We start from the raw sequence: 24,952 nt of genomic DNA, 5'->3' as shown, positions 1-24,952 counted from the left end.
CCGGACTGGTGTCCTGGCGCTCTTCACTCCATCAGGTGAGGGGGCGAAGAGCGCCGGGACGCCTGCGGGCCGGCTCAGGCGTCGATGCGCGAGCGGTCCAGGGTCGCGGCCGAGCTGGTGATGAACTCCTTGCGCGGGGCGACCTCGTTGCCCATGAGGAGGTCGAAGACCTGCTCCGCGGCCTCCAGATCGCCGATGTTGATCCGCCGCAGGGTGCGGTGGCGGGGGTCCATCGTGGTCTCCGCGAGCTGGTCCGCGTCCATCTCGCCGAGGCCCTTGTAGCGCTGGATGCCGTCCTTGTAGCGGATGTTCTTGCGCTGGAACTCCAGCAGCGTCTGGCGCAGCTCGTTGTCCGAGTACGTGTAGACGTACTTGTCCTGGCCCTTCTTGGGCTGGACCAGTTCGATCCGGTGCAGCGGCGGGACGGCCGCGAAGACCCGGCCCGCCTCGACCATCGGCCGCATGTACCGCTGGAAGAGGGTCAGCAGCAGGGTGCGGATGTGGGAACCGTCGACGTCGGCGTCGGTCATCATGATGACCTTGCCGTACCGGGCGGCGTCGATGTCGAAGGTGCGGCCGGAGCCGGCTCCTATGACCTGGATGATCGCGCCGCACTCGGCGTTCTTGAGCATGTCCGAAACAGACGACTTCTGGACGTTGAGGATCTTGCCGCGGATCGGCAGCAGCGCCTGGAACTCGGAATTCCGGGCGAGCTTGGCCGTACCGAGGGCCGAGTCCCCCTCGACGATGAAGAGCTCGCTGCGGTCCACGTCGTCGCTGCGGCAGTCGGCCAGCTTGGCCGGCAGCGAGGAGGACTCCAGCGCGGTCTTGCGGCGCTGCGCCTCCTTGTGCTGGCGGGCCGCGATCCGGGTCCGGGCGGCCGCGACGATCTTCTCCATCACGGCGCGGGCCTGCTGCTTGTCGTCGCGCCTGGTGGAGGTCAGGAAGGCCTTGAGCTCCTTGGCGACGACGGCGGCCACGATCCGGGTGGCCGCGGAGGTGCCGAGCACCTCCTTGGTCTGGCCCTCGAACTGGGGCTCGGCGAGGCGGACGGTGACGACGGCCGTCATGCCCTCCATCGCGTCGTCCTTGACGACGTCGTCCTCGGCCACGCGCAGCAGCTTGGCCGAGCGCAGCACCTCGTTGACCGTCTTGGTGACGGACCGCTCGAATCCGGCCACGTGGGTGCCGCCCTTGGGGGTGGCGATGATGTTCACGAAGGACTTGAGGTTGGTCTCGTACCCCGTGCCCCAGCGCAGGGCGATGTCCACGCCCAGCTCGCGGGTGACCTCGGTGGGCGTCATGTGGCCGCGGTCGTCGAGGACCGGGACGGTCTCCTTGAAGGTGCCCGACCCGGTCAGGCGCAGCACGTCGCAGACGGCCTTGTCCTGGGCGAGGTAGTCGCAGAACTCGCTGATCCCGCCGTCGAAGCGGAACGTCTCCTCGGTCTTGCCGGCGCCGTCGATGGCCCGCTCGTCGCGGACGACGATGGTCAGGCCGGGCACGAGGAACGCGGTCTGGCGGGCGCGCTGGTAGAGGGTCTCCAGGGAGAGGCGGGCGTCCTTGAGGAAGATCTGGCGGTCGGCCCAGTAGCGGATCCGGGTGCCCGTCCTGCCCTTCGCGACCCGCTTGCCCTTGCGCAGGCCGCTGCCCGGCTCGAAGGAGGCGTCGGGGCCTTCCTCGGCGAACACGCCGGGGACGCCGCGCCGGAAGCTGATGCTGTGGGTGGTGCCGCGGTCGACCTCGACGTCGAGACGGGCCGACAGGGCGTTGACCACGGAGGCGCCGACGCCGTGGAGGCCGCCGGAGGCGGCGTAGGAGCCGCCGCCGAACTTGCCGCCGGCGTGCAGCTTGGTCATGACGACCTCGACGCCGGACAGGCCGGTCTTGGGCTCGACGTCGACGGGGATGCCTCGGCCGTTGTCCCGGACCTCGACGGAGGCGTCCTCGTGGAGGACGACCTCGATGTGGTCGCAGTAGCCGCCCAGGGCCTCGTCGACGGAATTGTCGATGATCTCCCAGAGGCAGTGCATGAGGCCTCGGCTGTCGGTGGAGCCGATATACATGCCGGGGCGCTTGCGGACGGCCTCAAGGCCTTCGAGGACGAGCAGGTGCCGCGCGGTGTAGTTGGAACCGTCCCGGTCTGCTCCGGACAGCAGCGCGCTGGAAGGCACGGACGTGTCGGCGGTCACGCAGTTCGCTCCTCGCTGAATTTCTTTTCTGACCCGCTGGGGCGCAGGGGTGGCTCGGTTGCCCGTCGAAGGGTACCGAGGCCAGGTAGAGCCGGTGCAACGCCACCCTCGCGCGTTCCACAGCCTAGTGCAGATCCGTACGGATGTTCGATCCCCCGGGAGGGTGAAGCAAACATCACGTTCCCTTCCACGCATGAACCATTTAGGGTTCGGGCACGTCCTCATCAACATCCGGCACTCCAGCCGGGGAGGACGAGAACTGCTACAAGCGAACGACTGACAACGCGAAACCGTAAAGCAACGCAATACGGCTCCTTCGCCGCCAACCGGCAGCAGCCGGCCAGCTTCGGAAGGAAGTTTCGAGGAAAAGCCGCGAGCGGGAACGTTTTCGGCCTGGTTGGATGTTGACCCTGGTACGACAGCTCGTCGAGCTAGAGAAGAGGCGACGTGACTACTGTTCTGACACCCGCGACCCCGCTGACGGCCGCTGACCGATGCGACCGTTGCGGCGCCCAGGCATATCTGCGCGTCGTCCTCCTGAGCGGTGGTGAACTGCTCTTCTGCGCCCACCACGGGCGTAAGTTCGAGCCGGAACTCAAGAAGATCGCCGCGGAAATACAGGATGAGACCGAGCGGCTGACGTCCGCTCCGGCCGCCCACGCAGCCGACCCCGAGGACCGCTGACACACGGCCTGCCCTCGCATCCGACGAGCCAGGACCGGCTAGGCCGGTCGACGGGCGGCACCTCTGAGACCCAGAGGCGCCGCCCGTCCTCATGCCCGGACCTCCTCCCCCGGCGGGGGCGCCGCCCCCCGCTCCGGAAGGCCCCCTGCGGGCCCCGGCCGCCCCGTGCCGGGCCCTACGGGGCTCCTGGAGCCCCTCGCGAGGCCCTCCGCAGTGCCTTACTCCCCGCTCGGCCGGCGGCCCCTCTGGGACCCGCTCACGAAGTCGATCAGGGGGGCGATCCGGGTATAGACCCCCGGGCTGTCGGCGCGCCCGCAGCCGCGGCCCCAGGACACCAGGCCGATCAGCCGCCCCCGGGCCACCAGCGGGCCGCCGCTGTCGCCCTGGCAGGCGTCCTTCCCGCCGGACCGGTCGCCCGCGCACACCATGGAGTCGGCCCGGTACTGACCGTCGGAGTTGCCCGGGTACGCCTGCCGGCACACCTCGTCGTCCAGGACGGTGACCTGGGCCGCCCGCAGATCGTACGCGTAGTCCCCGAAGCCGCTCGTGTCGCCCCAGCCGTACACCGCCGCCCCGGTGCCGGCCTCGTAGCCGGGGTGGCCCTCGCCGGCCATGGGCAGCACGTGGTCCGCGGGGACCGCCTCCGCCAGCTCCAGCACGGCGATGTCGCCGGCGTTGGTCCCGGGGTCGTACGCCGGGTTCACCCGGGCCGCCCGCACCGCGATCTCCCGCCCTTCGGGGGCGCGCAGCTCCGTACGGCCGGTGATCACCCGGAAGTCGGCGACGGAGTCGACCGGCCCGCCGAGCACCTGGCGGCCCAGGCAGTGGGCCGCGGTCACCACCGTGGTCGGGGCGACGAGGACACCGCCGCAGAACTGCCCGTCCCGGATACCTCCGAACCGGTCACGGCTGGCGAGGGCCACCACCCACGGGCTGTCGGCCACCTTCACCGGCTTCCCGCCTATGACGACGCTGTCCGCCGCGGCCGTCGGCGCCTGGGCCAGCGGCGCCACGGCCGCTCCCGCCACCAGGGTCAGTGCGCCCGCCAGGGCACGGGCGAAGGGACGACTCATGGGGCCTCCTGACTCCGAGTGTGCATGACTCCACCCAGAGTGGGATGCCCGGTGGCCGCGCGCACCCGCGCGGCCACGCCCACGGCCCCGGCCGGCCCGGTCAGTCCAGGTAGTCGCGCAGCACCTGGGAGCGCGACGGGTGGCGCAGCTTGGACATGGTCTTGGACTCGATCTGGCGGATGCGCTCACGGGTCACCCCGTAGACCTTGCCGATCTCGTCCAGGGTCTTGGGCTGGCCGTCGGTCAGCCCGAAGCGCATCGAGACCACGCCGGCCTCGCGCTCGCTCAGGGTGTCGAGCACGGAGTGCAGCTGCTCCTGCAGGAGCGTGAAGCTCACGGCGTCGGCCGGGACCACCGCCTCGGAGTCCTCGATCAGGTCGCCGAACTCGCTGTCGCCGTCCTCGCCGAGCGGGGTGTGCAGGGAGATCGGCTCGCGGCCGTACTTCTGGACCTCGATGACCTTCTCGGGGGTCATGTCGAGTTCCTTGGCCAGCTCCTCCGGGGTGGGCTCGCGGCCCAGGTCCTGGAGCATCTGGCGCTGCACGCGGGCCAGCTTGTTGATCACTTCGACCATGTGCACCGGGATGCGGATGGTGCGGGCCTGGTCGGCCATGGCGCGGGTGATCGCCTGCCGGATCCACCACGTCGCGTAGGTCGAGAACTTGTAGCCCTTGGTGTAGTCGAACTTCTCGACCGCGCGGATCAGACCCAGGTTCCCCTCCTGGATCAGGTCCAGGAACAGCATGCCGCGGCCGGTGTAGCGCTTGGCCAGGGAGACCACGAGGCGGAGGTTGGCCTCCAGCAGGTGGTTCTTGGCGCGGCGGCCGTCCTCGGCGATGATCTCCAGCTCGCGCTTGAGCTTGGGGGCCAGCTTGTCGGAGTTGGCCAGCTTGTCCTCGGCGAACAGGCCCGCCTCGATGCGCTTGGCGAGCTCGACCTCCTGCTCGGCGTTGAGGAGGGGGACCTTGCCGATCTGCTTGAGGTAGTCCTTGACGGGGTCGGCCGTGGCGCCGGCCACGACGACCTGCTGGGCGGGGGCGTCGTCCTCGTCGTCGGAGATGACGAAGCCCTTGTTCTCCCCGCCCTCCTCCTCTTCCTCGGCCTCGCCCTTCACCGCGTCGGGACCCTCGTCGACGGCCTCTTCGTCGCCCTGGTCCAGGTCCTTCTTGGCGGCGGTCTTCTTGGCCGCGGTCTTCTTCGCGGCGGTCTTCTTCGCGGGCGCGGCCTTCTTGGCCGCCGTCTTGCGGGCCGCGGTCTTCTTCGCTGCGGGCTCGGCCGCCGGCTCCTCGGCGAGCACGTCGGCCGTGTCGGGTTCCGCCGTCCCGGCCTCCACCGGGGCCTCCGCCGCGGCCGGAGCGGCGGCCGGTTTGGCGGCGACCGGCCTGGTCGTCGTACGCTTGGCGGGGGTCTTCGCTGCGACGCTCTTGCGTGGGGTGCGCTTGGGCGACTCTGCGGCACTGACCATCAGCGTCACACCCTCTTCCTCGAGGATCTGGTTGAGGCTGCGCAGGACATTCTTCCACTGGGTCGCAGGAATCTGGTCAGCCTCGAAGGCCCGACGCACGTCATCGCCGGCGATCTGCCCCTCGGCCTTGCCCCGCTCGATGAGCGCCATCACGGACTCGGATTCGGCGATCTCCGGCGGGAGCGTACGGGATGTGCTGGCCGACACGAACAACCTCTCGGAACGATGGGAACGGGTTCCGACCCCGGCCTGGTGCTGGACCGGAGCCGACGACCACCGACTGGGGATGGGCCGGGGCGCGGGCAGGGGCCGGGGAGCTGCACAGCACCCCAAGGGCTGCTGTCTTCCCTCCGTCGGCCATCACCGCTTAGGTCATCGTGTGACGTCGCAGAGCGTTACGCCCAATCTTCGTGGCCCAAGTCACACCGGGGTCGCGGCACCCTCCGCACACCGGTGTCGCCGGGCCCGAAAACGGGCCCGGCGACCGGTGCTGCACCCCCACGCCCCCGTGCGCCGGGGGGTCAGTGCTCGCGCGGGGCGGGCACCACGCGCTCGACCTCCGGATGCACCGTCAGGAGTTGGCGCATGGCGCTCTCGGCGGCCGCGCCGTCACCGGCGGCGAGGGCCTCGACCATCCGCGCGTGGTGTGCCACGCAGGTCTCGCCGGGGCGGTCGCAGGAGGTGACGGGGGTGCCGGAGACCTGGAGGGCGGCGGAGACGATCCCCGACAGGTGCTCCAGCATGCGGTTGCCGGCGACCTGGATCAGCAGTGCGTGGAACTCGTTGTCGGCGCGGGCGAAGGTGATCGCGTCGCCCTGCCCGAGGGCGTGGCCCATGATCTCGACCATGTCGGAGAGGCGCTGCTGGACGTCCGGGCGGCCGTGGCCGGCGGCGAGGCGGGCGGCCAGGGGCTCGATGGTCCAGCGGAGCTCGTTGAGCTCGCGGCGCTGGTCGTCGCGCTGGGGCCCGAAGGCGCGCCACTCGATGATGTCGGGGTCGAGGAGGTTCCAGTCGGCGACCGGACGGACCCGGGTGCCCACGTTGGGGCGGGCGCTGACGAGGCCCTTGGCCTCCAGGACCCGCAGCGATTCGCGGACGACGGTGCGGGAGACCTCGAAGCGCTGGCCGATCTCCTCCGGGACCAGCGGCCGGTCCGCGCCGAGGTCGCCGGAGACGATCATCTGGCCGAGCTGCTGGACGAGTTGGCCGTGCAGCCCGCGGCCGCGGCTGCCGGCCGCGCGGCGGCCGACACGGCTCAACTCGACGTCGGCGCCGTCCCAGTGCGGCGGCCCGACCCGGTCGGTGCCGGAGGCCTCCGCATAGGGGTAGCGGTCGAGTTCGCCCGGGCCGGCGAGGCCGGTGTCGGCGTGGCGGGCGGCGGTCATCATGGTGTGCGCAAGGGTACTCACGAATCCTTTGTCGGCCGTGCCTCCGCCGCCCTTGAGGTCTTTGGTGAAAAGCACACGAAAGGGTGATCGGTGCCACCTACGCAATTGACGACTTATCGTAAGGAACCGGGCGTTTTATGGGGAGTTGCGGTCCGCTTCGCCTGATGGGGCGCGAAGCGGACTTCTCCGGTCCCGCCGGGGACGGTTACCGCACCGGATCGATCACCAACGGACCCGGCCGCGCAGTCCTGTGAACCCATAGGCGCACAACAGGACCATCAACGACAACACCAGTGCGGCCCCGCCGGGTTGGGCCATCACCCGGAAGGCCCCCAGCACGTAGGGGTCGACGCCCGCCGGCCACGGCGCCGACGCCAGACCCCGCAGCCGGCCCGCGAACCCGGTCACCGGGTACGCGGAAGGCCCCTCCAGCACCTTGCGCACCAGCGGCACCACCATCACCGGCACGGCGAGCACGGCGGCCAGTCCGGCCGAGGCGGAACGGAACACCGCGGAGGCGAGCACCCCGGCCCAGGCGCAGCCGACCAGCAGGCCCGCCCAACTCGCGGCGGGCGCGGCCCACTCCGCCCAGGTGCCCAGCGGGGCGCGGCCGAAGACGAGCCGCAGGGCGGCGGCGTCCGCGGCGACGGCGAGGGCGCCGAGCAGCAGGGCGAGGGCGCCGCAGACGCCGAGCTTGGCGGTGAGCAGGCCGAGCCGGCGCGGGACGGTGCCCCGGTCGGCGGCGAGGGCGGGGTAGCGGTACTCCTCGCCGAAGGCGAGCGCGCCGAGCAGGCCCGCCCCGAGGGCGGCGGGGGGCAGGGGGACCAGATCCGGCCAGGCCGCGAGCACCCGGTCGCGGGGGGTGTGGCCGGCCCGGGCGAGGACCAGGGCGGTGAGGGCGGAGACGGTGACGACGAGGGCGGTGGTGAGGAAGGGCGTGGCCGTGCCGAAGAGGCGGCGCAGTTCGTAGCGCACGGGGCGCAACGGCCCGCCCACACGGCGCACCTCCGAGACGGGGGGCAGGGAGCGGGCGTGCGGGGGGCGTGCACCGCCGGGCCAGGGCCGGCCCTCGGCCGGCGGGCCGGAGGCGGGGGCTGGGGCGGGGGCGGGCCAGGACGCGGCCGGGGAGGCCGGCTCCGCGCGGAGTCCCGCGCCGGCGGCCGCGGCGGGGAGCGGGTCATGGCGGGGGTCGGGGGGGCCGGGGACTGGGGCGTCCGGGCCGGCGGCGGTGCCCGCTCCGGCCCGGACCGGGGCCGCGGCCTCGACCCGCGCCTCGGCCTTGACCGTCCCGCCGGCCCGGGTGCGGGCCTGCGGTACGGGCGGGACGGGTGCTCCGGAGTCACCGGTCTCGTCGGCGAGCTGGTGGACCAGGACGCCGTGGCGGAACGCCGCCTCGCCGACCTCGGCGCAGTTGCTGCCGTACACCGAGAGCCGGCTGCCGCTCTCCTCGACGATCTCCACGGTGCGGTGCGAGGCCCGGGCCTCACGGCCCAGTACGTCGGCGAGCCGGGCGGCGTGCGGGGTGCGCACGGCGACGCGCGGGCGCAGCCGGGTGCGGGCGAAGTCCGCGGCTTCCTGGTCGGCGACGAGGCGGCCCGAGGCGATGGAGACCACCCGGTCCGCGCTGCGGGCGGCCTCCTTCGCGTCGGCGGTGGTGAACAGCACGGCCCCGCCGAGGGAGGCGTGGCCGCGCAGGAGGCCGTGGAGCCAGGCGCGTTCGCGGGGCTGGAGGCCCGCGGCCGGCTCGTCGAGGAGGAGGGTGCAGGGGTCGGCGAGCAGGGCCGCGGCCAGCCCGACGCGGCGGTCCATGCCGGCCGAGAGCGAGCCGAGCCGCTGGTCGCGCAGGCCGGCGATGCCGACGACCTCCATCATGGTGTCCGCGCGGGAGGCCGGGACGCCGGCGGCGGCGCAGAGCATGCGCAGCTGGCCGCGGACCGTCCTCGCCGGGTGTCCGGGGACATCGCCGAGCAACACGCCGACCTCACGGCCGGGATGCGGGATCCGGTGCAGCGGGCGGCCGCGGAAGTAGGTGATGCCGCGGCCCGGTTCGAGTTCGAGCATGAGCCGCAGGGCGGTGGTCTTGCCCGAACCCGGCTCTCCGAGCAGGGCTGTCACGGAACCGGGGCGGGCCTCGAAGGTGAGGTCCTCCACGAGGGGTGGCAGGTCTCGACGGGGTGTGCTGGTGAGTCCGATGGCCTGGAGCATCGCTTCTCTCGCAGGGTGTGGGACCGCTCGGCGGCAGGGTGGGTACCGCATGCAAGATAACGCGATATGTCCGATTTTCTTCGCAACCGGTCCGGGTCGGGGCCGCCCTTGCCGCCGTCCGGGGCGTCGCGGACCGCGGCGGGTCAGACCTCCGGGCGCAGCATCGGCGGGTTGAGCAGGGTCGCACCGCCGGCCCGGAACAGCTGGGCGGGCCTGCCGCCCTGACGGGTGGTCGTCCCGCCGGCGGGCACCAGGAACCCGGGGGTGCCGGTGACCTTGCGGTGGAAGTTGCGCGGGTCGAGTGCCACGCCCCAGACGGCCTCGTACACCCGGCGCAGCTCGCCGACGGTGAACTCGGGCGGGCAGAAGGCGGTGGCCAGCGAGGAGTACTCGATCTTCGAGCGGGCCCGTTCGACGCCGTCGGCGAGGATCCGCGCGTGGTCGAAGGCCAGGCCCGTGGCGCTCTGGTCGGGTCCCTCCAGCAGTTCGTCGACGGGGGCCCAGCGGGCGCCGTTCGCGTCGCCGCCCGCGCGGGGCGCGGGGAGGTCCGGGGCGAGCACCAGGTGGGCCACGCTGACCACCCGCATCCGGGGATCGCGCTGCGGATCCCCGTACGTGGCGAGCTGTTCGAGGTGGGCGCCGTTGTCCACGCCGGGAGCGGACGGGTCGTGCGCGCAGAGCCCGGTCTCCTCGGCGAGCTCCCTGGCCGCGGCCGCGCCGAGGTCCTCGTCCCCGCGGACGAAGCCGCCGGGCAGCGCCCAGCGGCCCTGGAACGGCTGCTCTCCGCGTCGGACGACCAGCGCGCAGAGCGCGTGGCGCCGCACGGTGAGCACGACCAGGTCGACGGTGACGGCGAAGGGCGGGAAGGCCGACGGGTCGTAGGGCGACATGCCGCGATCATAGTCGTCTGCCTGACGATAAACAGCGCTTTCCTGATCCCGAGGACGGTGATCTGGAACCCAGTCCGCGCCCTCGCGCCGAGGCGGGCCCACCGTCCCGGACGCACCTCACCCTCCCAGTTGGAGCCCATCGGCGGCCTCCTCCACCATGCCGACGCCGAGACGGCTGATCCGGACGGTGAACGGCTCCCCCGCCACGCGCAGGCCCGCCAGGCGCAGGGCTCCGAGGGGGGCGCCCGCACGCGGGGTCACGGCGACCGTCGACGCCGGGGCGTCGGGGCGGATGCCCGCCAGGGCGGTGAGGGCGTGGATCCCGGCGGCGGCGGCCACCGCCGCCGGGCGGCAGGCCGCGGGGTGCGGGAGCGGGGCGCTGCCCGCGGTGCGCTGCTCGGCGGCGTACATCTCCGGCAGCCGGTACCCGAAGGCCTCCGCGGCGTCCAGCAGGCCCCGCAGCAGGCCCGCGGCCTCCTTGTCGTGGCCGGCCTGGGCCAGGCCGGCCACCGCGACGGCGCTCTCGTGGGCCCGGACCGCGCCCGACCGGTGGCCGAAGGGGTTGTATCCGGGTTCCCGGGCCGCCATGCTCCGCAGCCCCCAACCGGAATCCATCGCCGGGGCTCCGAGCAGCCGGGCGAGCTGTTCGGTGCGGACGCGGTCCAGCAGGCCGGGCGCGAGACGGCCGCCGCCCAGCAGGCCGGTGTCCAGCAGGTGCGCGGCCGCCCCCGTCAGCCGGGCCAGCGGCCGGCCGTCGGGGTGCAGGGCGGCGGCGGGGCGGCCCCCGTCCGGCCCGTCGATCCAGAACCGGTCCCGGAACCTCTCCCGCAGGGCGGCCGCCCATTCGCGCCACTCCGCGGCTCCGGCCCGCCCGCACCCGTCGAGCAGGTCGGCGCCGAGCAGCGCGGCCCGGTGGGCGTGGGCCTGGGTCTCGCAGCGCCGCGGTCCCGGATCGGGGTCGGCGAGGAACCCGTCCTCCCCGAGCGCCCGCCGCAGCCAGTCGAGGCAGCGCTCGGCGGCCGGCAGGAGCCGGGCCACCTCCTCCTCGGGCAGCCCCCACCGGCGGGCCTCGGCGAGCAACGCCGGGAAGCCGAGGGTGGCTTCGGTGCCGGTGCAGCCGGGCGGCAGCTGCGGTCCGGCGGCGCGCAGCGGTCCCGGGATCTTCCCGGCGTCGGGGCCCCGCCCGGCGGTCTGGCCGCGGGCCAGGGTCCGCAGCGTGGCGGCGGCGAGTCCGGTGCCGAGGGGCAGTGCCATCCGGGCGGCCCACAGCGACTCCGCCGGGGCCAGCCCGAGCCGCCAGGGCACCCCCGCCGCCGCGAAGGCGTCACCGGGTTCGGCCGGGTCCCGCAGGAGCAGCGCGCCGAGATCGTCGACGCTGGTCCGCAGCCAGGCCTCGGCCCTGGGGTCGTCGCCTTCGGCGCGGGCTCCGGCGAGCGGGTTCGCGACCTGCCCCGCGGGGGCGCGAGCGGCGCGGTCCCGGCTGGTCCTCAGTTCGATGGTGCGGGACTCCCCCGGGCCGAGTTCGAATTCCCAGCGCAGCAGTCCGGCGGTGGCGAGGGCGTCGTCGGGGGCCGGTTCGGCGGTGGTGACGGCCAAGGCCTCCCCGGTGCTCCAGCGCAGCCCCGCGGCGTGCACGCCGGCGGCGAGCTCGGGCCCGGCGCGCCCTGCCGCCACCGCGGCCAGTTCCGCCAGGTCCGTGCCGAGCGACACCTCCACGGGCAGGCGCAGGGGCCGTACGGCGAAGCTGCGCACGGTGATGCGCTCGGTGCCGTCCGCGTACCGGACCCGTTCGACTCCGACGTCCGGGTCGGGGCCCGGCTCGACCCCGGTACGGACGGTGGCGGTGAAGGCGGCCCGGTCGGCGCCGAGGCTGCGCCCCTGGACGGAGACCGGGTCCCGTCCCGCGACGCGCAGTACGCAGCGGGACAGCAGCCGGCGACCGGACCGGTAGATCCCCTCGATGCCGCGCCCGGTCAGCTGGCCGTGCTCGGGTGAGATGACCAGGCCGGGCGCGGAGACGCAGATGAGGGCCTCGTGCACGGGCGGCAGCTCCGCCCGCCGTCCGCCGCCCACCACGGGCGGCGGCGGGCCTCCGGGCCCTCCGGGCCCGCCGGGCCCCAGCGGTGGTCTTCCCGCCGGATATCCCGGCGGGGGTCCCGGCGGACGCGCGCCGGGAAGGCCTCCGGTTCCGGGTGGGGAGCCGGGCGGGCGGGCGGGGGGAGCGGGTGCGGTTCCGGGCGGGCCGGTGTCGGGTGCGGGGGGAGCCATGGGTCGCCTCGTCTGCGATCCGGCCGGTGCGGGTGGGCGGCGGCGCGGCCGGACCCCCACCGCCCACCGGCTGAACGTCCCCGACCCCGCCGGGGTCACGGGCCCCGGGGGCGGCTGCGTACGGCGCGCGGCCCGCGGACGGCGCGCGGCCGCGCCCACCGCGCTCCGCAGCCGCCGCAGGGAGCGGCCCGGGGAGGGGCCCTGAGGGGCGTTCACTGCCCGCTCCCCTCGGTGCGGCGGGAGGAGCGGCGGCGCTGTCCGCTCCGGCGGCCGGGCGGGCGGGTGGTGGCGGCGGTCCGCCTGCGGCGGGGCTCGCGGCGCCTGCGCTCCTCCCGCAGGCACTGCCGCAGCCCCTCGGGGTCGATGCCCTCGTTGCAGGCGTGGTGGAGCAGTTGGGCGAAGCGGTATTCGGCGTCCGCCTGGAGGGCCAGGCCGAGGGCGATCCGTGCGGTCGGCTCGTCCCCGCTGGACCAGGAGACCCAGCCGGCGAGGGTGAGCGGGGCCGCCGCGTGTTCCCCGTAGGCGCCGACGCAGCGCCGGGCCAGGGCCCGCCAGAGCCGCAGGGCGGGCGCGGCCTCGTCGCCCTCCATCCACTCGGCGGCGATGTCGCGGATCTCCCGGTCCTGGAGCCCGAGGATCACGGCGGCGGCCTCGTCGTGGCCGAGCAGGGCGTCGTCCCAGTCGTCCGCGCGGGGCCCGCCCTCGGCGGGCGGGGCGAGGGTCAGCCGCCGCATGAGGGTGCGGGCCAGGCCGAGGGTCTGCGCGCCGACCTCCTCGCGGGTCTCCCCGTCGAGGATCCTCGGTACGAGGGACACGGCGGCCCGCTCCAGGGCCTCCTCCTGTTCGGCGGCCCAGGCTCCGCCGAGCGGTGTCATCCGCTTCTCGATGTCCTTCAGGGAACCGCGGACCTGGAGCCCGGCGAAGGTGGCGGCCGCGGCCATCACCGACGTGCCGGGCCGGGCCAGCGGGGTTCCCTCGGCGGGGCAGCAGTCGGCCTCGGGGCAGACGTACGACCAGTAGCGGCCGGCGGAGAGGCACAGGGCCTCCAGGACCGGGACGTCCAGATCGCCGCAGGCGGTCCGGAGCCGCTGGGCGAGCGGCCGCAGCCGGGTCATGACCCGCTGCCCGCTCTCCCCGCCGGCCGGGTCCTGGCAGAGGAAGACCACGATTCCGTCGGGCTTGTCCCCGCGCCGTTCGCTGCCCTTGATCAGGCATTCGGCGACCTGGCGGGCGGTGTCCTCCCACTCGGCCGGTGAGGTGGGGATCCCCACGCGGAGCCTGCCGCCGAAGCGGCCGCACGCGCCGTGGACGGCGGCGAGGACGAGGGAGTCGGTGGGGTGGAAGCCGAGCATGTAGGGCAGCGCGTCGGCCAGTTCGGCCGGGCTGCGCAGGGTGATCTGGGGTGCGGAGGGACCTCCGGCGGGGCTGATGGACGGCCGGCCGGACGGCTTGCTGGATTCGTGGTTCGTCGTCATGCCTCGAAGGTCCCGTGCGTGATCCGATCCGGAAACCCCTGTGGATAACTCGTAGAGGCTTCAACATCCACAGGGTGGGGTGCGCATTGGCGCGATGTCGGAGGCATCGGGTTGCATGGGGGCATGAACGCAGACCTGAGGTCCTCCGCCGATTCCGTACTCGCCCGCCTCGTGGGCGACCCCACGGGCACCGCACGGCTGCGCGAGGACCAGTGGCGGGCGATCGAGGCGCTCGTCGCGCACAAGCGGCGGGCCCTGGTCGTCCAACGCACGGGCTGGGGGAAGTCCGCGGTCTACTTCGTGGCCACCTCCCTGCTGCGGGCGGGCGGCGCCGGCCCGACGGTGATCGTCTCCCCGCTGCTCGCGCTGATGCGCAACCAGGTCGAGGCCGCCGCCCGCGCCGGCATACACGCGCGCACCATCAACTCCGCCAACCCCGAGGAGTGGGAGGGCATCCAGGCCGAGGTCGCCGCGGGCACGGTCGACGTCCTCCTCGTCAGTCCCGAACGCCTCAACAACCCCGAGTTCCGCGACCAGGTACTGCCCAAGCTGTCCGCCGCGACCGGGCTGCTCGTGGTCGACGAGGCCCACTGCATCTCCGACTGGGGACACGACTTCCGCCCCGACTACCGCCGGCTGCGCACCATGCTGGCCGATCTGCCTCCGGGCGTCCCGGTCCTGGCGACCACCGCCACCGCCAACGCCCGCGTGACGGCCGACGTCGCGGAACAGCTCGGCACCGGGGCCGGTACGGACGCCCTGGTGCTGCGCGGCCCCCTGGACCGGGAGAGCCTGAGCCTGGCCGTCCTGACCCTGCCCGACGCCGCGCACCGCCTGGCCTGGCTCGCCGACCACCTCGGCGACCTGCCCGGCTCCGGGATCATCTACACCCTGACGGTGGCCGCCGCCGAGGAGGTCACCGCCTACCTGCGCCACCGGGGGCACACGGTCTCCTCGTACACGGGCAAGACGGAGAACGCCGACCGCGAACAGGCGGAGAACGACCTCCAGGCGAACCGCGTCAAGGCCCTCGTCGCCACCTCCGCCCTCGGCATGGGCTTCGACAAGCCCGACCTGGGCTTCGTGGTGCACCTGGGCTCGCCCTCCTCCCCCATCGCCTACTACCAGCAGGTCGGCCGTGCCGGCCGTGGCGTCGAGCACGCCGAGGTCCTGTTGCTCCCGGGCCGCGAGGACGAGGCGATCTGGCAGTACTTCGCCTCGGTGGCCTTTCCTCCGGAGGAGCAGGTGCGCCGCACCCTGGACGTCCTGGCACAGGCCGGCCGCCCGCTGTCGCTGCCCGCCCTGGAGCCCCTGGTGGACCTGCGGCGCACCCGGCTGGAGACGATGCTCAAGGTGCTCGACGTGGACGGCGCGGTGCACCGGGTGAAGGGCGGCTGGACCGCCACCGGCGAACCCTGGACCTACGACGCCGAGCGGTACGCGTGGGTGGCCCGGCAGCGGGCCGCCGAACAGCAGGCGATGCGCGACTACGCGGCCTCCGCCGGATGCCGGATGGAGTTCCTGCGCCGCCAGCTCGACGACGAGGAGGCCGCGCCCTGCGGCCGCTGCGACAACTGCGCCGGCGCCCGCTTCACCGCGGCGGTCTCCTCCTCCTCGCTGGACACCGCCCGGGGGGAACTCGGCCGCCCCGGGGTGGAGCTGGAACCGCGCCGCATGTGGCCGACCGGCCTCGCGGCGGTGGGAGTCGACCTCAAGGGCCGGATCCCGGCCGGGGAACAGGCCGCGGCCGGCCGGGCGCTGGGCCGGTTGTCCGACATCGGCTGGGGCAACCGGCTGCGCCCGATTCTCGCCCCCCAGGCCCCGGACCAGCCGGTTCCGGACGATGTGGCACAGGCCGTGGTCGCCGTCCTGGCCGACTGGGCCCGGGGGCCGGGCGGCTGGGCCTCGGGCGCCGAGGACGCCCCCGCCCGGCCCGTCGGCGTGGTCGCGCTGCCCTCGCGCAGCCGGCCGCAGCTCGTCGGCTCGCTGGCCGCGCGGATCGCCGAGGTCGGTCGGATTCCACTGCTCGGAACCCTGGAGTACACCGACCGGGTCCCGGAGTTCGGACTGCCGTCCTCCAACAGCGCGCAACGGGTCCGGGGGCTCCACCAGGCCTTGACCGTGCCGCCAGACCTTGCGGCGAGCCTGTCCGAGGTCCCCGGTCCGGTGTTCCTCGTCGACGACCGCGCGGAGAGCGGCTGGACCCTCGCAGTGGCCGCCCGGCTGCTGCGGCGAACGGGGGCGAGAGGGGTGTTTCCGCTGGTGCTCGCGCTCCAGCCGTAGCGGAATGAGTCATCCCCGGCGTGGCGGGGCAAGGATATGAACGGCATACCGGCGAATTCCGGTCGGCGTCCTCAAATGCTCATTGCCCCACCGTCGCGGGCCACGCGAGAATCGGGAGTGCTCCCGCTCGGCTCGTCGGCACTCTCCTGGGCCGCGCTGCGGCGCGCCCACACCTCAGCCGTGCCCGCTCGCGGGCGTGTACCCGAAGGGAGGACCGTGACCTTCGGATTCGCCCCGCCCGCGACCGCGTCCCTGACAACGGCCACCGGTGGCGCCAGTCGGCACGGCCGACTGCTCGAACCCTCCGAATGGACGGCCGCGGGGGTCCCCCTGCTGCGCAACCCGCGTGAGGTGGTCAGTGGTCTGCACTCCCGGCACAGCCCGGAGCCGTCGACCGCCGTCATAGCCGTGCTCGGTCCCGAGGAACGCCTCGTCGCCAGCGCCTCGTTCACGCAGCGCTCGGTCTCGGCGGACGGCTGGGAGTACCGCAACGCCCTGCTGTCCCGGCTGCGCCGGGTCATCCCGCACGACCTGCGGCGGCGGACCCCGGTCCGCACGGCGGTGCTGCTGTACTGCCGTGACGGCGACGAGCGGTGGACCGAGGAGGACGGTGCCTGGATGTGGGGCCTGCGGGACGCCTGCACCCTGCACGGGCTGCGCTGCGGGGCGTACATCACGCTGACCCGCGGGGGCTGGCAGGTACTCGGCGAGGGCCGGGGCGGTCGGCACCCGAGCTCGGACTCCCGGCCGGAGCGCCTCGGCTCCCTGACCGAGATGGCCACGCTGCCCCTGAGCACCGCCGGGGGCGCGTTCGAGCCCCTGCGCCGGGCGGCCGCCCGCTAGACGGCGTCCGGCCCGCGGTCGCGCCCGCTGCGCGGGACGCGGCCCAGGCCCGCACGGCCGTACTCCCCCGGAAGGGCGGTACGGCTGCTCGGGCCCCGGACCTCAGCGGGGCCGGCGGCCGGCCCGCCCCGCCCCTCGCCCGTGCGGGACACGGGGCGTCAGACGCCCGCGCCCAGCACGGAGTTGATCTGCTCCGCGTCGCCGCAGACGACGAGCAGCGCACCCGCCCGCGCGAGCGCGACCGGCAGTGCCTCCGCGGTCGTACCGGCCGGTCCGCCGTTGGCCGCGAAGACCACGACAGGACGCCCGGCGGCGCGCTGCACCTGCGCCGCGTCCGCGTAGAAGACGTCGTCCCCGGCGTCGTGCTGGGCCCAGTAGGAGGCCTCGCCGAAGGACAGCTCGTGCGCGGCCCACGGGTGCGGGTCGCCGGTGGTGATCACCAGGATGTCGCCGGGCGCGCGCCCGGTGTCGAGCAGCAGGTCCACGGCCTCCTCGGCCGCGTCCAGCGCGCCCTCGGCGGAGGCCGGGATCAGCTGGACCTGCGGCACCGCGGCCGAGACGGACGGTGCGGCGGGGGCTGCGGGAACGGGTCCGGGGCCGGCCTGCGCCGCACGCTGTGCGGACGGGGCGGGGGGGACGGGACCGGGGCGTCCGGGCCGGGGCACGGCGACGGGACGCGGACCAGGTACGGGGCGGGGGGTCTGCGCGGTACGGCTCGCGGCCGGCGTGACGCGGGGACCCTGGGCACTCTCGTGAATCTGAGGCTCCTCGATGGCGGGGGTGAGAGGCATGAGTTGATGTCTATCAAACACCGGTACGAAACGTACCGGTGGGTGGCACGTGGGTGCGATCAGAAATCGAAGCCGAGTTGGCCTCCGTTTTCCAGCTCCATGGCTTCCTCGCTGCGGCGCACCTTCTTCAAGTGCCGCCACTGGGGCAGCCCGTCGAGGTACGACCACGAGAGCCGGTGGTACACGGTCGGCCCGCGCTCCTCCAGGGCCGCGCGGTGCACGGGTGAGGGGTAGCCGGCGTTGGCGGCGAAGGCGAAGTCCGCCGTACCGTCGCCCGGTTCGCCCAGGGCGGCCATCATCCGGTCGCGCTGCACCTTGGCGATCACCGAGGCGGCGGCGACGGCGACGCACGACTGGTCGCCCTTGATCACCGTGCGGACCTGCCAGGGGCGGCCGAGGTAGTCGTGCTTGCCGTCGAGGATCACCGCGTCGGGGCGCACCGGCAGGGCGTCCAGCGCGCGCACCGCCGCGAGCCGCAGCGCGGCCGTCATCCCCAGCTCGTCGATCTCCTCCGGGGAGGCGTGTCCCAGGGCGTGGGCGGTGACCCAGCCCTGGAGGACGTCGAAGAGTTCGTCGCGTCGCCTGGGCGTGAGCAGTTTGGAGTCGGTGAGCCCCTCGGGCGGCCGGCGCAGGCCGGTGACCGCCGCGCAGACGGTGACGGGACCGGCCCAGGCCCCTCGTCCGACCTCGTCGACCCCGGCGATGACCTTGGCGCCGGTGGTTGCACGGAGGGAGCGCTCGACGGTGTGGGTGGGTGCTTCGTACGGCATGGCGCCAGCAAGGTTACGCCGCCCCGGGCCGCCTGCACACCCCGGCCCGCGGCAACGGCGCGCACCCGACGCCCCCCGCCCCACTCCTTCGCTACCGCACATCGTGACGGGGAGCGGCGGAAGGATGGGGGTCATCCGGACCATCAGCGGATTCGTGGCGTCCGGATCGATACCGCACCAGCGGTTCCCGTCGGTAACGACATTCGGAACGCCCGGCTCACCGGTCGGCGCGACCCCTCCCGTACGACCTCACGGCAGGGGTCGCCTCCCACGCGGTCGCATTCGTGAAGTGCCGCGCACGGCGCCGGCACGGCATTGCCTGCCGCGCTCCCGGGCTAGGCGGGCGTCTCCGGCAGCCAGGCCGGGAGGGCCTCCGTGCGGCCCAGCCAGTCCTGCGGCAGCGCGGCGTCCCCGCGGCCGCCCAGGATCCCGCCGACGATCGCGCAGGTGGTGTCCACGTCCCCGCCGACCTGCGCGGTGGTCCAGAAGGCCCGCTCGAAGTCGTCCAGCGCCCGCGCCGCCGACCACAGGGCGAAGGGCACCGTGTCGTGGGCGCTCGTGCGCCGGCCGCAGCCCAGGACGGCCGCGACGGTGTTGGCGTCGCCGTAGTCCAGCATGTCCCGCGCCCGGCGCACCCCGGCGCCCACGGCGCTGCGCGGCACCAGGGCGATCACCCCGTCGAGCAGTTCCTCGGCGGTCGGCGTGCCGGCGGGGGCCGCCGCCAGCGCGGCCGCGGCGGCGACGGCCATCGCCCCGCACACCGCCTCGCGGTGCTGGTGGGTGGTGTAGGCGGAGATCTCCGCCTGATGGGTGGCCTGCTCGGGGTCCTCGGCGTACCAGGCGCCCAGCGGTGCGATCCGCATCGCCGCGCCGTTGCCCCAGGAGCCCTGCCCGTTGAAGAGCTCGGCGGCCAGGGTGCGCCAGTCCTCGCCCTCGCGGACCAGGCGCAGCATCCGGTTCACGGCGGGACCGTAGCCCCGGTCGAAGTCGTGGTGCTCGGCGAACGAGGCGGCCAGCGCGTCCTGGTCGATGCGCCCGTGCGCGGCGAGCACGGCCACCACCGAGCAGGCCATCTCGGTGTCGTCGGTCCACTGCCACGGCCCGCCGCCGGCCGGCAGCTCGCGCCGCTTGAGCAGCGGGTAGTTCACGGGGACGAAGTACTGGGAGCCCAGGGCGTCCCCCAGGGCCAGCCCACGGAGGCTGGACAGGGCGCGTGCGTAGCGCCGTTCGGAAGCGGAATCAGCGGTCATCGCGCGCCACTTTAGCCGTCCAGGTCATAAGGCTCGGGTGTGGTCCACCGCTCAAACGGGCGGTCCATCCGGTACCGGCCGTCAGGACCGAGCATCAGCACCCGGAATTCGCCGTTGCCCGGGTTGGACAGGGCCTCGAACTCGGCCACCGACCAGTGGAACCAGCGCATGCAGAACAGGCGCATCGTCAGCCCGTGCGTCACCAGCAGCACGTTCTCGGGGTGGTCCGGCGCTTCGAAGCTGCGGTAGAGGCTCTCCAGGAAGGAGCCGACCCGGTCGTAGACGTCGGCGCCCGACTCGCCCTGGGCGAAGCGGTAGAAGAAGTGCCCGTAGGCGTCGCGGTAGGCCTTCTGGAGCTTGACGTCGTCGCGGTCCTGCCAGTTCCCCCAGTCCTGCTCGCGCAGCCGGGGCTCCTCGCGCATCCGCACCCGTGCGGGGTCCAGGCGCAGCTCGCGGAAGGTCTGGAGGGTCCGGCGGTACGGGGAGACGTACGCGCTGATGTGCTCCTCGCCGAAGAGCTCGCGCAGCCGGACCCCGGCCTCGGCGGCCTGCTCGCGGCCGGCACGGGTCAGGCGCAGGGCGTGGTCGGGCTCGCGCTCGTACACCGTGTCATCGATGTTTCCCTCCGATTCCCCGTGCCGGACGAGGACGATGCGCCGTGGTCGAACCATGTCCCCGACCCTATGCGGCCCCCGGGGCGCGTACGCCCCGGGCACGCCGGTCACGGGCAGCGGTTCGTCATACGGTCATACCGTCCAGCTGGGTTCGAGGTCCACGACGTCCCCCGTGAGCGCCTCGACGTCGGCCTCGGTCTGGGCGCGCAGCGAGAGACGCTCCACGCGCTCCTGCCGGTACTTGCCGTGTTCGGCGGCGGCGCGCCACATGGACAGCACCAGGAACTCCCGTCCCGGCGCCTCACCGAAGAGCCCGCGGATCATCCCGGGCGATCCGGCCATGGCGGGGTTCCAGACCTTCTCCTGCATCAGCGCGAAGTGCTCCACGCGGCCCTCCCGGACGCGGGTGTGCGCGACCCGGACCACGTCGGCGTCGCTGAAGCGCGGCTCGAAGCCGGTCTTCACGTCGAAGCGGTACTCGAAGAGCGTGACCCGTGCGTCGGTGTAGGTACCGGTCTGCGCGGCCGCCAGTCTGTCGTGCGAGCGGGCCATGAAGGAGTCGTAGAAGGCGCGGCTCTCCCAGAACGCGAAGACGTGCGCGACCCCCTGCCGGCCTCTGCTCCAGCCGCCGCCCTGCCCCCGGAAGCCGGGTTCGCCGGGCAGCCCCGCCCACTTGCGCTGCCCGCGCTCGAACCCGCGTCGGTCCGTCACCGTGCAGCGAATCCACTTGACCAGCACCGCGCCATCGTACGGGCCCGGACCCGGCCCCGGTCAGTACTCGCGGCGGTGGATCCGTACCAGTTCGGCTGCATCCCGCTCGGGCAGGCGAAGGCCGAACTCCCGGTCGAGCAGGGCGACCAGCCCGTCGGGGGCGACGGGCTCCCGCTCGGTCGTCCCGTCGGGGTACAGACGCATCAGCTCACGGTCCACGAGGGTCGCGCGGACGGCGTCGCCCGGGAGCTGCACGATGGTCTTCCCGATGAAGGAGGACCGGGGGTGGCTGGAGCTGTAGTGGTTCAGGACGACGTAGTCGACGGGCAGGTAGTGCTGCGGGGAGAAGGAGTACAGGTCCCGCCACGCATCGCCGCGGAGGATGCGCAGGACGAGGACCCCGTGCTCCTCCTCGTGGACGGCGAACGTCCACGGCCCCTGGCGCACCTCGGCCCCGGGCCGTGCGAGCGGAACGGGTTCGCGCGGCCCCTGGTAGCCGAAGCCGGCGTCACAGAGCCACGGCTCGCCGTCGACGGTGACCACGAGGACCGCGTGCGTCACCGGCGTCACGGCGTCCGCGCGGGTGCGGTTGCGGGCGCCGCGCCCGGTGACCTCGAAGCCGATCCGCTCCAGGGCGGCGGCCAGCAGCGAGTTCTGCTCGTAGCAGTAGCCGCCGCGGCGGCCGTGCACGAGCTTGTCCTCCAGGGCCTTGATCTCCAGCCCGACGGGGCGGCCGAGCAGGACGTCCAGGGTCTCGAAGGGGATGGCGGCGGTGTGGGCGCGCTGCACCTCGTACAACGTCCGCAGGTCCGGCCTGAGTTCCCGGGCCTCGCGCCCGAGTCCGATCCGGGCCAGGTACGCGTCCAGGTCCAGCTCGTCAGCGTTCCACATGCCCATCCCGCTCCCCCGCCGTGACGTCCCGGGCCCCCGACGCCCGCGGGCCCCGCCCCATGATCACCGCGTCCGGCCCGCCGCGCCAGCCGTATGCGCCCGTCGCGCCGGGAACGCCGAAGAGGGCGCCGACCCGGAGGCCGGCGCCCTCTTCACGGGGCGCTAGTGGTCAGCCGTCAGCTGCAGCCGCTGGTGGAGCCGCAGCCCTCGCAGATGTAGCAGGAGCCGGCGCGCTGCATCTTCGTACCGCAGGAGAAGCACAGCGGGGCGTCGGCGGAGACGCCCATCTGCATCTCGACCAGCTCGGCGTTGCTGTGCGCCGTCTTCGGGGCCGGGACCTGGACGACCGCCACCGGCTTGGCCACGGGGGCGACCGGCGCCGACTGGGCGAGGGACTCGGTGTCGAGCTCCTCGTCGTCGAGCGGCTCGTAGGAGCCGGTGTCCAGGTGGCGCTGACGCTCCTCGGCGGAGTGGATGCCGAGGGCCGAGCGGGTCTCGAAGGGCAGGAAGTCCAGCGCCACGCGGCGGAAGATGTAGTCGACGATCGACTGCGCCATCCGCACGTCCGGGTCGTCCGTCATGCCGGCCGGCTCGAAGCGCATGTTGGTGAACTTCGCGACGTACGTCTCCAGCGGGACGCCGTACTGAAGACCGACCGAGACGGCGATCGAGAAGGCGTCCATCATGCCCGCGAGGGTCGAACCCTGCTTGGACATCTTCAGGAAGACCTCGCCCAGGCCGTCGTCCGGGTAGGAGTTGGCCGTCATGTAACCCTCGGCGCCACCGACCGTGAAGGAGGTGGTGATCCCCGGGCGGCCCTTGGGCAGGCGCTTGCGGACCGGGCGGTACTCGATGACCTTCTCGACCGCGGTGCGGATGGTCTCCTCGGCCTTCTCGGTGACCTCGGCCTTCTCCTCTTCCTTCTTCTTGGCGGAGAGGGGCTGGCCGACCTTGCAGTTGTCGCGGTAGATCGCGAGCGCCTTGACGCCCAGCTTCCACGCCTCGAAGTAGATCTCCTCGATCTCCTCGACGGTCGCCGTCTCCGGCATGTTGACCGTCTTGGAGATCGCGCCGGAGATCCAGGGCTGGATCGCGGCCATCATGCGGACGTGGCCCATCGGGGAGATGGAGCGCTCGCCCATGGCGCAGTCGAAGACCTCGTAGTGCTCGGTCTTCAGGCCGGGGGCGTCGACCACGTTGCCGTGCTCGGCGATGTGCGTGACGATCGCCTCGATCTGCTCCTCCTGGTAACCCAGGCGGCGCAGGGCCTGCGGGACGGTGCCGTTGACGATCTGCATCGAGCCGCCGCCGACGAGCTTCTTGAACTTGACCAGGGCCAGGTCCGGCTCGACACCGGTGGTGTCGCAGGACATCGCGAGACCGATGGTGCCGGTCGGCGCGAGGACGGAGGCCTGGGCGTTGCGGAAGCCGTTCTTCTCGCCGAGGCGCAGGACGTCCTGCCAGGCCTCGGTGGCCGCGGCCCAGATCGCGTTGTCCAGGTCGTCGGTGCGCGGCGCGACGGCGTTGGCGTCGGCGTGCTGCTTCATGACGCGCTTGTGCGAGTCGGCGTTGCGGGCGTAGCCGTCGTACGGGCCGACGATGGCGGCCAGCTCGGCGGAGCGCTTGTACGCGGTGCCGGTCATCAGGGAGGTGATCGAGGCGGCGAGGGTACGGCCGCCGTCCGAGTCGTACGCGTGGCCGGTGGCCATCAGCAGGGCGCCGAGGTTGGCGTAGCCGATGCCCAGCTGACGGAAGGCGCGGGTGTTCTCGCCGATCTTCTGCGTCGGGAAGTCGGCGAAGCAGATGGAGATGTCCATCGCGGTGATGACGAGCTCGACGACCTTGGCGAAGCGCTCGGCGTCGAAGGACTGGTTGCCCTTGGCGTCGTCGTTGAGGAACTTCATCAGGTTCAGCGAGGCGAGGTTGCAGGACGTGTTGTCCAGGTGCATGTACTCGCTGCAGGGGTTGGACGCGGTGATGCGGCCGGACTCGGGGCAGGTGTGCCAGTTGTTGATCACACCGTCGTACTGGATGCCCGGGTCGGCGCAGGCCCACGCGGCCTCGGCGAGCTTGCGGAAGAGGGCCTTGGCGTCGACCTTCTCGATGACCTCGCCGGTCATGCGGGCGCGCAGGCCGAACTCGGTGCCGTTCTCGACGGCCGTCATGAACTCGTCGTTCACGCGGACGGAGTTGTTGGCGTTCTGGTACTGGACGGACGTGATGTCGTCGCCGCCCAGGTCCATGTCGAAGCCCGCGTCACGCAGGGCGCGGATCTTCTCCTCCTCCTTCACCTTGGTGGCGATGAAGTCCTCGACGTCCGGGTGGTCCACGTCCAGGACGACCATCTTGGCCGCGCGGCGGGTGGCGCCGCCCGACTTGATCGTTCCGGCGGACGCGTCGGCGCCGCGCATGAAGGAGACGGGGCCGGAGGCGTTGCCGCCGGAGGAGAGGAGCTCCTTGGAGGAGCGGATGCGGGAGAGGTTCAGGCCGGCGCCGGAGCCGCCCTTGAAGATCATGCCCTCTTCCTTGTACCAGTCGAGGATCGACTCCATGGAGTCGTCGACGGACAGGATGAAGCAGGCCGAGACCTGCTGCGGCTGGGGCGTGCCGACGTTGAACCACACCGGGGAGTTGAAGCTGAAGATCTGGTGCAGGAGGGCGTAGGTCAGCTCGTGCTCGAAGATCTCCGCGTCGGCGGGGGACGCGAAGTAGTCGTAGTCCTCGCCGGCCTTCGTGTACGTCTTCACGATGCGGTCGATGAGCTGCTTGAGGCCGGTCTCGCGCTGCGGCGTGCCGACGGCGCCGCGGAAGTACTTGCTGGTGACGATGTTGACCGCGTTCACCGACCAGAAGTCGGGGAACTCGACGCCGCGCTGCTCGAAGTTGACCGAGCCGTCGCGCCAGTTCGTCATGACGACGTCACGGAGCTCCCAGTTCACCTCGTCGTACGGGTGCATGCCGGGGGTGGTGTGGATGCGCTCGATCCGCAGGCCGCCCTTGGCGGCCTTGGTCCCCTTGGTGCGGGAACCACGTGCCGAGCTGCTCGCCGTCTCTGTCATGCCGCCTGCCTCCCATATGCGGGCAAAAACGCCCTAAAGTGCCAGCGATATTCCGCGGCACAATGCTGTGTCCTGTATCTACGAATCTCGCCCTGCCGGC

Annotated in this window: 19 protein-coding genes; 4 read left to right on the top strand and 15 right to left on the bottom strand. The window is 73.2% G+C overall.

Annotated features, from left to right (window positions below; all coding sequences use genetic code 11):
* Nucleotides 1-74: 74 nt before the first annotated feature.
* A complete protein-coding gene (locus tag ACZ5NJ_RS19535; RefSeq protein ID WP_468766275.1) occupies nucleotides 75-2,192 on the bottom strand; it encodes a DNA gyrase/topoisomerase IV subunit B in 2,118 nt (705 codons plus the stop codon).
* Nucleotides 2,193-2,639: 447 nt separating this feature from the next.
* Between ACZ5NJ_RS19535 and ACZ5NJ_RS19530 the strand changes: the two genes are divergently transcribed.
* A complete protein-coding gene (locus ACZ5NJ_RS19530; protein ID WP_351880652.1) occupies nucleotides 2,640-2,876 on the top strand; it encodes a DUF7455 domain-containing protein in 237 nt (78 codons plus the stop codon).
* Between the two features lie 218 nt (nucleotides 2,877-3,094).
* On the opposite strand, the gene ACZ5NJ_RS19525 is transcribed toward ACZ5NJ_RS19530, so the two are convergent.
* The 6 genes from ACZ5NJ_RS19525 to ACZ5NJ_RS19500 form a co-directional block, all read right to left on the bottom strand.
* The gene (locus ACZ5NJ_RS19525) at nucleotides 3,095-3,949 is read right to left on the bottom strand and encodes a serine protease (protein WP_468766273.1); all 855 of its coding nucleotides are present in this window, start codon (nucleotides 3,947-3,949) and stop codon (nucleotides 3,095-3,097) included.
* A gap of 100 nt (nucleotides 3,950-4,049) precedes the next feature.
* Nucleotides 4,050-5,627, bottom strand: coding sequence for an RNA polymerase sigma factor (locus ACZ5NJ_RS19520; RefSeq protein ID WP_468766272.1), 1,578 nt, complete (start codon nucleotides 5,625-5,627; stop codon nucleotides 4,050-4,052).
* A 308-nt stretch (nucleotides 5,628-5,935) separates the two neighbouring features.
* Nucleotides 5,936-6,823, bottom strand: coding sequence for a FadR/GntR family transcriptional regulator (locus ACZ5NJ_RS19515; protein WP_468766271.1), 888 nt, complete (start codon nucleotides 6,821-6,823; stop codon nucleotides 5,936-5,938).
* 201 nt (nucleotides 6,824-7,024) lie between these two features.
* A complete protein-coding gene (locus ACZ5NJ_RS19510; RefSeq protein ID WP_468766270.1) occupies nucleotides 7,025-9,007 on the bottom strand; it encodes an ATP-binding cassette domain-containing protein in 1,983 nt (660 codons plus the stop codon).
* A 143-nt stretch (nucleotides 9,008-9,150) separates the two neighbouring features.
* Nucleotides 9,151-9,897 carry an NUDIX hydrolase gene (locus tag ACZ5NJ_RS19505; RefSeq protein ID WP_468766269.1) on the bottom strand — a complete coding sequence of 249 codons (747 nt, stop codon included), beginning with the start codon at nucleotides 9,895-9,897 and terminating at the stop codon, nucleotides 9,151-9,153.
* Nucleotides 9,898-10,014: 117 nt separating this feature from the next.
* The gene (locus ACZ5NJ_RS19500; protein WP_468766268.1) at nucleotides 10,015-12,165 is read right to left on the bottom strand and encodes a glycogen debranching N-terminal domain-containing protein; all 2,151 of its coding nucleotides are present in this window, start codon (nucleotides 12,163-12,165) and stop codon (nucleotides 10,015-10,017) included.
* Between ACZ5NJ_RS19500 and ACZ5NJ_RS19495 the strand changes: the two genes are divergently transcribed.
* Nucleotides 12,164-12,370 (top strand): hypothetical protein, encoded by a 207-nt coding sequence (locus ACZ5NJ_RS19495; protein WP_468766267.1) that lies wholly within the window; start codon nucleotides 12,164-12,166, stop codon nucleotides 12,368-12,370. The genes ACZ5NJ_RS19500 and ACZ5NJ_RS19495 overlap by 2 nt on opposite strands.
* A gap of 7 nt (nucleotides 12,371-12,377) precedes the next feature.
* Here ACZ5NJ_RS19495 and ACZ5NJ_RS19490 read toward each other — a convergent pair whose 3' ends face one another.
* Nucleotides 12,378-13,640, bottom strand: coding sequence for a DUF4192 domain-containing protein (locus tag ACZ5NJ_RS19490; RefSeq protein WP_468766266.1), 1,263 nt, complete (start codon nucleotides 13,638-13,640; stop codon nucleotides 12,378-12,380).
* A 123-nt stretch (nucleotides 13,641-13,763) separates the two neighbouring features.
* On the opposite strand from ACZ5NJ_RS19490, the gene ACZ5NJ_RS19485 reads away from it, so the two are divergent.
* A complete protein-coding gene (locus ACZ5NJ_RS19485; protein ID WP_468766265.1) occupies nucleotides 13,764-15,923 on the top strand; it encodes a RecQ family ATP-dependent DNA helicase in 2,160 nt (719 codons plus the stop codon).
* 216 nt (nucleotides 15,924-16,139) lie between these two features.
* A complete protein-coding gene (locus tag ACZ5NJ_RS19480) occupies nucleotides 16,140-16,766 on the top strand; it encodes a hypothetical protein (protein ID WP_468766264.1) in 627 nt (208 codons plus the stop codon).
* Between the two features lie 158 nt (nucleotides 16,767-16,924).
* Here ACZ5NJ_RS19480 and ACZ5NJ_RS19475 read toward each other — a convergent pair whose 3' ends face one another.
* The 7 genes from ACZ5NJ_RS19475 to ACZ5NJ_RS19445 form a co-directional block, all read right to left on the bottom strand.
* Nucleotides 16,925-17,557, bottom strand: coding sequence for a hypothetical protein (locus ACZ5NJ_RS19475; protein ID WP_468766263.1), 633 nt, complete (start codon nucleotides 17,555-17,557; stop codon nucleotides 16,925-16,927).
* A 59-nt stretch (nucleotides 17,558-17,616) separates the two neighbouring features.
* Nucleotides 17,617-18,327, bottom strand: coding sequence for a ribonuclease HII (locus tag ACZ5NJ_RS19470; protein ID WP_468766262.1), 711 nt, complete (start codon nucleotides 18,325-18,327; stop codon nucleotides 17,617-17,619).
* Nucleotides 18,328-18,662: 335 nt separating this feature from the next.
* Nucleotides 18,663-19,577 (bottom strand): ADP-ribosylglycohydrolase family protein, encoded by a 915-nt coding sequence (locus tag ACZ5NJ_RS19465; RefSeq protein ID WP_468766261.1) that lies wholly within the window; start codon nucleotides 19,575-19,577, stop codon nucleotides 18,663-18,665.
* 11 nt (nucleotides 19,578-19,588) lie between these two features.
* Nucleotides 19,589-20,248, bottom strand: a complete 660-nt coding sequence (locus ACZ5NJ_RS19460; RefSeq protein ID WP_045947214.1) for a histidine phosphatase family protein — start codon at nucleotides 20,246-20,248, stop codon at nucleotides 19,589-19,591.
* 75 nt (nucleotides 20,249-20,323) lie between these two features.
* Nucleotides 20,324-20,929, bottom strand: coding sequence for a YdbC family protein (locus ACZ5NJ_RS19455; protein WP_468766260.1), 606 nt, complete (start codon nucleotides 20,927-20,929; stop codon nucleotides 20,324-20,326).
* A gap of 33 nt (nucleotides 20,930-20,962) precedes the next feature.
* On the bottom strand, nucleotides 20,963-21,793 hold the full coding sequence (locus tag ACZ5NJ_RS19450) for an arylamine N-acetyltransferase family protein (protein ID WP_468766259.1): 831 nt from the start codon (nucleotides 21,791-21,793) through the stop codon (nucleotides 20,963-20,965).
* Nucleotides 21,794-21,969: 176 nt separating this feature from the next.
* A complete protein-coding gene (locus ACZ5NJ_RS19445) occupies nucleotides 21,970-24,852 on the bottom strand; it encodes a vitamin B12-dependent ribonucleotide reductase (RefSeq protein WP_468766258.1) in 2,883 nt (960 codons plus the stop codon).
* Nucleotides 24,853-24,952: the final 100 nt, after the last annotated feature.

The organism is Streptomyces sp. NPDC032091, from assembly GCF_055580265.1.
The sequence above is the reverse complement of the archived record's forward strand: the minus strand, read 5'-3'. Positions and strand labels throughout refer to the sequence as shown.

Bases quoted from the DNA above. Each gene is read 5' to 3' on its own strand.
- ACZ5NJ_RS19525 (WP_468766273.1), bottom strand. From the start codon at position 3,949: ATGAGTCGTCCCTTCGCCCGTGCCCTGGCGGGCGCACTGACCCTGGTG.
- ACZ5NJ_RS19510 (WP_468766270.1), bottom strand. From the start codon at position 9,007: ATGCTCCAGGCCATCGGACTCACCAGCACACCCCGTCGAGACCTGCCA.
- ACZ5NJ_RS19505 (WP_468766269.1), bottom strand. From the start codon at position 9,897: ATGTCGCCCTACGACCCGTCGGCCTTCCCGCCCTTCGCCGTCACCGTC.
- ACZ5NJ_RS19495 (WP_468766267.1), top strand. From the start codon at position 12,164: ATGGGTCGCCTCGTCTGCGATCCGGCCGGTGCGGGTGGGCGGCGGCGC.
- ACZ5NJ_RS19500 (WP_468766268.1), bottom strand. From the start codon at position 12,165: ATGGCTCCCCCCGCACCCGACACCGGCCCGCCCGGAACCGCACCCGCT.
- ACZ5NJ_RS19490 (WP_468766266.1), bottom strand. From the start codon at position 13,640: ATGACGACGAACCACGAATCCAGCAAGCCGTCCGGCCGGCCGTCCATC.
- ACZ5NJ_RS19485 (WP_468766265.1), top strand. From the start codon at position 13,764: ATGAACGCAGACCTGAGGTCCTCCGCCGATTCCGTACTCGCCCGCCTC.
- ACZ5NJ_RS19475 (WP_468766263.1), bottom strand. From the start codon at position 17,557: ATGCCTCTCACCCCCGCCATCGAGGAGCCTCAGATTCACGAGAGTGCC.
- ACZ5NJ_RS19470 (WP_468766262.1), bottom strand. From the start codon at position 18,327: ATGCCGTACGAAGCACCCACCCACACCGTCGAGCGCTCCCTCCGTGCA.
- ACZ5NJ_RS19465 (WP_468766261.1), bottom strand. From the start codon at position 19,577: ATGACCGCTGATTCCGCTTCCGAACGGCGCTACGCACGCGCCCTGTCC.
- ACZ5NJ_RS19460 (WP_045947214.1), bottom strand. From the start codon at position 20,248: ATGGTTCGACCACGGCGCATCGTCCTCGTCCGGCACGGGGAATCGGAG.
- ACZ5NJ_RS19450 (WP_468766259.1), bottom strand. From the start codon at position 21,793: ATGTGGAACGCTGACGAGCTGGACCTGGACGCGTACCTGGCCCGGATC.
- ACZ5NJ_RS19445 (WP_468766258.1), bottom strand. From the start codon at position 24,852: ATGACAGAGACGGCGAGCAGCTCGGCACGTGGTTCCCGCACCAAGGGG.